Below are 7011 nucleotides of genomic sequence, written 5' to 3'. Positions count from 1 at the left end.
CGCAGTCGCCCTGCGGACCGCCGATGACGAAGCGGCCGGTCGGGTTGACCAGGAAGCGGGTGTCCTTCAGCCACTCGCGCGGCAGGGTCGGCTTGATGATCTCTTCGATGACGGCTTCTTCGATCTGGGAGTGGGTGACGTCAGGGTGGTGCTGGGTCGAGAGCACCACGGTGTCCACCGCGACCGGACGGCCGTCGACGTAGCGCAGGGTGACTTGCGACTTGGCGTCCGGACGCAGCCATGGCAGGCGGCCGTCCTTGCGCAGCTGCGACTGGCGCTCGACCAGGCGGTGCGAGTAATAGATCGCGGCCGGCATCAGTTCCGGGGTTTCATCGCAGGCATAGCCGAACATCAGGCCCTGGTCGCCCGCGCCCTGGTCGAGGTCGATACCGGCGCCTTCGTCCACGCCCTGGGCGATGTCCGGCGACTGCTTGTCGTAGCAGACCATCACGGCGCAACCTTTGTAGTCGATGCCGAAATCGGTGTTGTCGTAACCGATGCGCTTGATGGTGTTGCGCGCAACCTGAATATAATCGACGTTGGCGTGCGTGGTGATCTCGCCGGCCAGCACCACCAGGCCGGTGTTGCACAGGGTTTCAGCGGCGACGCGCGCGCTCGGATCCTGTTCCAGGATGGCATCGAGGATGGCGTCGGAAATCTGGTCCGCGACTTTGTCGGGATGGCCTTCGGAAACGGATTCGGAAGTGAAGAGGTAGTCGTTCGACATGTGGGCTCCATGTTACGGGTCAATGGGATCTGCCGCAGTAACTGGGTACCTGCGACGCTTTAGCGACATTTATATTCCGCTTCGCAAGTTGTCTGTTAACTCGGCGGATCCTGCATAAAATGGTATTTTACGCTTCCTTGGAATTTTGGTGTGGAAACACGCGCACCATTCAACCCTCATCAATCGAATGCTAGTTGTAATTTTCCGTACGTTATCTATATTTCCGTTGCCTTTCTTGCATGCGCTGGGCGCGGCCATGGGCTGGCTGGTGTACGGCCTGTCACCGTCGTATCGCCGCCGTTTGCGCGCCAATTTGCAGCAGGCCGGCTATGACGGCCACTGGCGCCAGGCGGTGAGCGAAGCCGGCAAGGCCGCGATCGAGCTGGCCTTCGTCTGGTGCGCCAATCCGGAGCGCGTTGCCAGGCATGCTACTGTGGAAGGCTGGGAACTGGTCCAGAGCCGGCTCGACGCCGGCCGCGGAATTGTGTTCCTGACGCCACACCTGGGCTGCTTCGAGATGACGGCGCAGCAGATCGCACTCAAAACCGCCCTTACCGTGATGTACCGCCCGCCGCGCAAGAACGCATTGAAGCCCCTGGTCGAGGGCGCGCGTGCGCGCCACAACCTGCATCTGGCGCCGGCCAACCTGGCCGGGGTGCGCATCCTGGCCAAGACGCTGAAAAGCGGCCAGCCGATCGGCCTGCTGCCGGATCAGGTGCCGCAGGAAGGCGAAGGCGTGTGGGCGCCGTTCTTCGGCCGCACCGCCTACACCATGACGCTGCCGGCCAAGCTGGCCCAGCTCGGCAAGGCCGACATCCTGCTGGTGTACGCCGAACGGCGGCCGCGCGGCGCCGGCTACATCGTGCGCTTCGTGCCGTTTGAAGGCGACCTGAGCGGCACGGCGGTCGAGCAGGCGGCGGCGATCAATCGCGCCATGGAGCAATTAATCGCGCGCGCGCCGGCCCAGTATTTCTGGAGCTACAACCGTTACAAGCAGCCGAAAGGCGTGGCCGGTCCCGACAGCGACAAGGAGGCCGCGGCATGAGGATCTTGCTTGGTTTCCTGTGGCTGCTGCATTTCCTGCCGCTACCCATCCTGGGTCGCTTCGGCGAAGCGGTCGGCAGCCTGATGTTCCTGATCATGGGCCGCCGACGCCATATCGCGCTGACCAATCTGCGCCTGTGCCTGCCTGAACTGGACGAGACCGCGCGGCGCAAGATCGCGCGCGACCACTTCCGCGCCTACGCGCGCAGCATCTTCGAGCGCTCGATCCTGTGGTGGGCGTCCGAAAAGCGCGTGCGCAGCCTGATCCATGTCGAGCCGGCGGTGCCGCAGGCCGAGATGGAAAGCGGCCCGACGATCCTGCTGTGCCCGCACTTCGTGTGCCTGGACGTGGCCGGCGTGGCGTCGCGCGTGATTCCGGTGTGCAGCATGTACGTGCCGCAAAAGAACGAAGCTTTCGATCGCCTGCTGCGCCACGGCCGCGAGCGCTACGGTCCGGTGCGGCTGGTGACGCGCAAGGAAGGCATCAAGCCGATCCTGCGCGCGCTGCGCGACGGCCTGCCCTACTTCATGCTGCCGGACATGGACTTCGGCGAAAAGGATGCCGAGTTCGTGCCTTTCTTCGGCGTGCCGGCCGCGACCCTGACCGCGCTGGGCCGGATTGCCGCCACCACCGGCGCCAAGGTGATCCCGGTGATCGCCACTTACCTGCCGAACTACCAGGGCTGGCGCGTGCGCTTCTACCCGGCCTGGGACAACTATCCGGGCGACGACATGGTCGAGGCGACCCGGCGCATGAACGCTTTCATCGAAGAGCGCGTGCGCGAAGCGCCGGCCGAATACTTCTGGACGCATAAACGCTTCAAGACCCGTCCGCCGGGTGAACCATCGTTGTACGATTGATATCGTTGGAACTGAGTATGAAACTGAAATTCACCAAGATGCATGGCGCCGGCAATGACTTCATCGTCATCGACGCCATCAACCAGCAGGTCGACATCAATGGCTTCAGCGCCGCGCTGTGGCAGCAGCTGGCCGACCGCCGCTTCGGCATCGGCGCCGACCAGATCCTGGTGGTCGAACGTCCCGCCCAGGACGGCGTCGACTTCCGCTACCGCATCTTCAACAACGACGGCGGCGAGGTCGAGCAGTGCGGCAACGGCTCGCGCGCCTTCGTGCGCTTCGTGGTCGACCAGGGTCTGACCCGCGAGCGCAGCATCCGCGTGCAGACCATGTCGGGCATCATCAATCCGCGCCTGGAAGACGACGGCAACGTCACAGTCGACATGGGCGCGCCGCGCCTGGAACCGGCCGAAGTGCCGTTCGACAGTGCCGGCCTGGGCGGCTGGGCCGAGGGCGACGACACGCTGTGGCCGTTGCCCGTGTCTGGCAAGACCGTATTCGTGTCGGTGGTCTCGATGGGCAACCCGCATGCGGTGCAGGTGGTCGACGATGTCGACGCCGCGCCGGTGGAGCAGACCGGTCCACTGATCGAATCGCACCAGCGCTTCCCGAAACGGGTCAACGCCGGCTACATGCAGGTGATGGACCGCCATCACATCCGCCTGCGCGTGTACGAACGCGGCGCCGGTGAGACGCTCGCTTGCGGCACTGGCGCCTGCGCGGCTGTCGTGGCCGGCATCCGGCGTGGCTTGCTCGATTCGCCGGTACGCGTGTCGGCGCGCGGCGGCGAACTGAGCATCGCCTGGGCCGGTCCGGGCCAGCCGGTCTACCTCAGCGGACCGGCAGTGTCGGTGTTCGAAGGCGAAATCGAGGTCTAGCGGCAGCTCTTCCGGCTCGCTGTTGCTCAGGCCATTTTGCTCAGGCCATTTCGCTCAAACCATTTCGCTCAAACCATTTCGCTCAAACCATTTCGTTCAGGCCGCCAGCTCGACGTCGGACGCTTCATCAGCACCCGGCGCCGCATCTCCCGCCGCCCCGCCGGCGCTTCCTCCGACCAGCGTGCGCAACCGGTACAGGCGCTGGCGGTAATTTCCTTCCGGCCCGGCCGGGCTGCAATCGACCTGTTCGAACAGCTGCACGATGCGGTCCAACGCCTGGCGCTCGGCCGCCGTTTCCACCATCACCAGTCGCCGCTTGCTGCGCCCATAGCTGGCGCGGATGTCGATCACCAGGCAATGGCCCTGGTCGGCCGTGGCCACGTCCAGCAACAGCGCTTCGGCACGGGTCAGGTTGAACAGCGCGGCCAGCTCCAGGCGCGCGCCCAGCAGCGGATGGGTGCCCGGCAGGCCGGCGTGCCCGGCCAGGCGTCCAGTCTCGGTATAGGGCGTGGTGGCCGGTCGCGGCGCGATCTTGTGCAGCAGCCCGGTCGCCTCGTGCGCGCCCTGCGCCGCCGCTTTCTGCAGCCAGTAGACGGCGCGCACATCGTTGTTCTCGTTCTCGCGGCGCGCGCGCCAGGCGTTGTGGCCGCATTCCAGCTGGGCGTCGCGATAGCCCATCTCGGCAGCCCGTTCCAGGAAGCGCTGGGCATCGGCGACGTTACGCTGCGAGAATTCCGGCTTGATATAGATGCGCGACAGCGCGTACCAGGCTTCGGCCAGGCCCTGCTCGCCCGCCAGCGTCAGCCAGCGGATCGCTTTCTTGAAGTTGGCGACATGCGCGTTGGCGACATGCGCGTTGGCGACATGCGCGTTGGCGACATGCGCGTTGGCATCGGTTGCACCGACTTTCGCCCCTGTGCCATTCGCCACGCGCCGCCCGTCGATCCGCATGCGCGCGCAGCGCAAACCCAGCGCCAGCTGCGCATGCCGGTCATGCTCGGCCGCCGCGAGCTCCCAGAAATTCGCCGGTTCGCCGGCCTCCAGCTCGATTTTAATGGCGAGCGCGGAGCCATCCTCTTGCATCACCCCCAGCGCCGGATCAAGCAGGCGCGCGCAACGCGACAGAAGGGCGATCTCGTCGGGAGCGAAGCGGCGCATCTCGCCCTGCTCGCCACGCTCGCGCACCAGGGCGCGCGCCAGCGGCAGGGCGCGCCCCAGGTAATCGTTCCACTGGCACGCGCTCCAGGCCTGCTCGAGCATGGTGAACTGCGCTTCGGCCACGCCGCTGTCGGCGGCGCGCCGCAGCCAGCCTTGCGGCGCGCCGCCGGTCGCGCCAGACGGGGCAGCGGGATCTGCCGTGCGTGGCGCCGGTGCGGCAGCGCTGGAGGCACGCACCGGCGCCGGCTTCTTGTCCTGCTGGGCCAGCAGCCACTGCGCGTGCGCGAAGCCGGCGCGCGCCGCGTCTTCCAGCGCCCGCACTGCTTTCGGCGGCGCCGCCGCGCCGGGCGTGCCGAGCACCAGCTGCGCGAACACCAGCCCGGCATGCACGCTGCCATCGTCATAGGCGCGCTCGTACCACGGCGCCAGCGCCGTCGGATTATGTTGCGCGATTTCGAGGGGAATATGGTCGCCAATCAATTGCCAGGCAGGCGAGCAATCCTGGCGTGCGGCGCGCTCCAGCCAGTGCAGTGCCGTCGGCAGGCTCTGCGGCAATCCGGTGCTGCCGAACAGGTATAGCTTGCCCAGCTCGAGCTGGGCAGCGACGTGCCCGGCGCGGGCATTGCGAATGATCGCCAGTTCTTCGCGGTTAGCCATGGTTGGAGTCTTGGTGAGTGGATCGGCAGCACTCGATGGCGACACGCACCGGCGGCCTGTTGCGGCATGCCGGTGAAGTTGCCAATATACAAGGTATTGACAGGGTACGTCGCCTCCGACGTGGTTTGGGCGAAAGTCTAAGCCGCCCCTGCCCCCGATTCGATGCGTATCGCGGCTCCCTTGATGGGTCGCAAATCCGGGCCAAGCGGGTGAAACCGTGGCACGAAAAGGCATGACAAACCGCTGTCGGGATAACGCTTTTCCGGTTTCAGCCGGGTCCGCCATGCCGGTTTTGCGGCTTGCGCCGGAGTGCGCATCGAGTTTGTTACATCGTCCGTGACACGCGTTTCAAAAATACAACAGCACAATTCGATTTCTTGGCTTTCGACCGAGCCCGCCCGCCATAATTGACGAAATAGCATAGCTTCATGCGTGAAACATTTATGGTGCACGTATCCGGTGTTCCGCCACAGTCTCGGCGCCGAGGATGAATGCGTTCACCGTCATAGGATTACCCATAATGAAAAAAACCCTCCTGGCAATTGCCCTGTCCGGCGCGTGCGCCAGCGCGGCCCATGCCCAGAGCGCGGTTCAGATCTACGGCACGATCGATGCCGGCGTCATCAAGCGTAGCGGCGACTCGGTCAGCATCGGCAAGCGCTCGGCCAACACACTCGGCTTCAAGGGCACCGAAGACCTCGGCAATGGCCTGAAAGCCCTGTTCCACGTCGAAGTACGCTACGAGTCGGACACCGGCTCGAATGAAATCGGCAGCAACGGTACCCAGCGTCCGCTGTTCCAGGGCCAGAGCCGGGTCGGCCTGCAGGGCGACTTCGGCATGCTGCGCATCGGCCGTGGCCTGACTCCGTTCCACGAAACCATCGGCGCCTTCGAGCCCTTCCACGCGATCCCGACTCCGGGCGGCTTCTACACCGACATCGCCGTCGCCGGCTATTCGTCGCAGGCGCTCGATCCGATCGGCTATTCCAACAACCGCTGGTCGAACGCGATCTGGTACAACTCGCCGCTGATCAATGGCTTCCAGCTCAATACCGCGCTCGCGACCAAGGAAAACAATGGCGGCCCGGCGATCATCGGACGCGGCACCGCGGCCAGTCCGCAATACCCGCTCGGCGCCGAAGGCTCGGCCAATCCGTTCTCGATCACCGCCACCTACAACAACGGCCCGGCCGCCTTCATGGCCGGCTACGAACGCAATGCGATCGAATCGAAGGTGTGGTCGATCGGCGCCTCGGTGTTCGCCACCCCGGAACTGAAGCTGATGGCCACCTACGCGCGCCTGGACCAGGAAAACACGCGCCTGTTCAACGCCAATACCAGGTCGTGGGTACTGGGCGCGAACTACACCATGGGTCCGGGCAAGTTCCTGGCTGGCTATGGCGAAAAGGACACGGATGGCCTGGACAAGGTCAAGCAGCTGTCGGTCGGCTACGAATACAGCCTGTCGAAGCGCACCTACCTCTACCTCGACGCGTCGCGCAAGAAAGGCTTGATTCCGACCGCGACCAACCCGTCGACCGTCAACCAGTACGACATCGGCATCAACCACTCGTTCTGATGCAGTGCGGGCTACGCCCGCTACACTGCAAGCGACAAGGCGGCTCCGGGAAACCGGGGCCGCCTTTGTCGTTCATGGGCCTTCCATCACCGCTTTTTTGTGCGATG

The 7011-nt window shown here is 65.1% G+C and carries 6 protein-coding genes; 4 read left to right on the top strand and 2 right to left on the bottom strand.

What is annotated here, in order from left to right; genetic code table 11:
• Positions 1 to 727: methionine adenosyltransferase (metK, locus tag RTQ83_RS09520; protein ID WP_312513706.1), on the bottom strand; the 727-nt coding region annotated here is incomplete at its 3' end.
• A gap of 148 nt (positions 728 to 875) precedes the next feature.
• On the opposite strand from metK, the gene RTQ83_RS09515 reads away from it, so the two are divergent.
• Genes RTQ83_RS09515 through dapF form a run of 3 tightly spaced genes read left to right on the top strand, consistent with a single transcriptional unit; the run spans position 876 to position 3510 of the window.
• The gene (locus tag RTQ83_RS09515; protein WP_312513703.1) at positions 876 to 1772 is read left to right on the top strand and encodes a lysophospholipid acyltransferase family protein; all 897 of its coding nucleotides are present in this window, start codon (positions 876 to 878) and stop codon (positions 1770 to 1772) included.
• A complete protein-coding gene (locus RTQ83_RS09510; protein WP_312513700.1) occupies positions 1769 to 2632 on the top strand; it encodes a lipid A biosynthesis acyltransferase in 864 nt (287 codons plus the stop codon). Before RTQ83_RS09515 ends, RTQ83_RS09510 begins: the two co-directional genes overlap by 4 nt.
• Before the next feature lie 17 nt (positions 2633 to 2649).
• Positions 2650 to 3510, top strand: a complete 861-nt coding sequence (dapF, locus tag RTQ83_RS09505; protein WP_312513697.1) for a diaminopimelate epimerase — start codon at positions 2650 to 2652, stop codon at positions 3508 to 3510.
• Between the two features lie 96 nt (positions 3511 to 3606).
• Here dapF and RTQ83_RS09500 read toward each other — a convergent pair whose 3' ends face one another.
• Positions 3607 to 5325 (bottom strand): hypothetical protein, encoded by a 1719-nt coding sequence (locus tag RTQ83_RS09500; protein WP_312513694.1) that lies wholly within the window; start codon positions 5323 to 5325, stop codon positions 3607 to 3609.
• A 520-nt stretch (positions 5326 to 5845) separates the two neighbouring features.
• On the opposite strand from RTQ83_RS09500, the gene RTQ83_RS09495 reads away from it, so the two are divergent.
• Positions 5846 to 6904 carry a porin gene (locus RTQ83_RS09495; RefSeq protein ID WP_312513691.1) on the top strand — a complete coding sequence of 353 codons (1059 nt, stop codon included), beginning with the start codon at positions 5846 to 5848 and terminating at the stop codon, positions 6902 to 6904.
• Positions 6905 to 7011 lie beyond the last annotated feature (107 nt).

Source organism: Massilia sp. (assembly GCF_031995545.1).
GTDB lineage: Bacteria > Pseudomonadota > Gammaproteobacteria > Burkholderiales > Burkholderiaceae_D > Telluria.
This window is presented reverse-complemented; position numbering and strand designations above follow the sequence as displayed.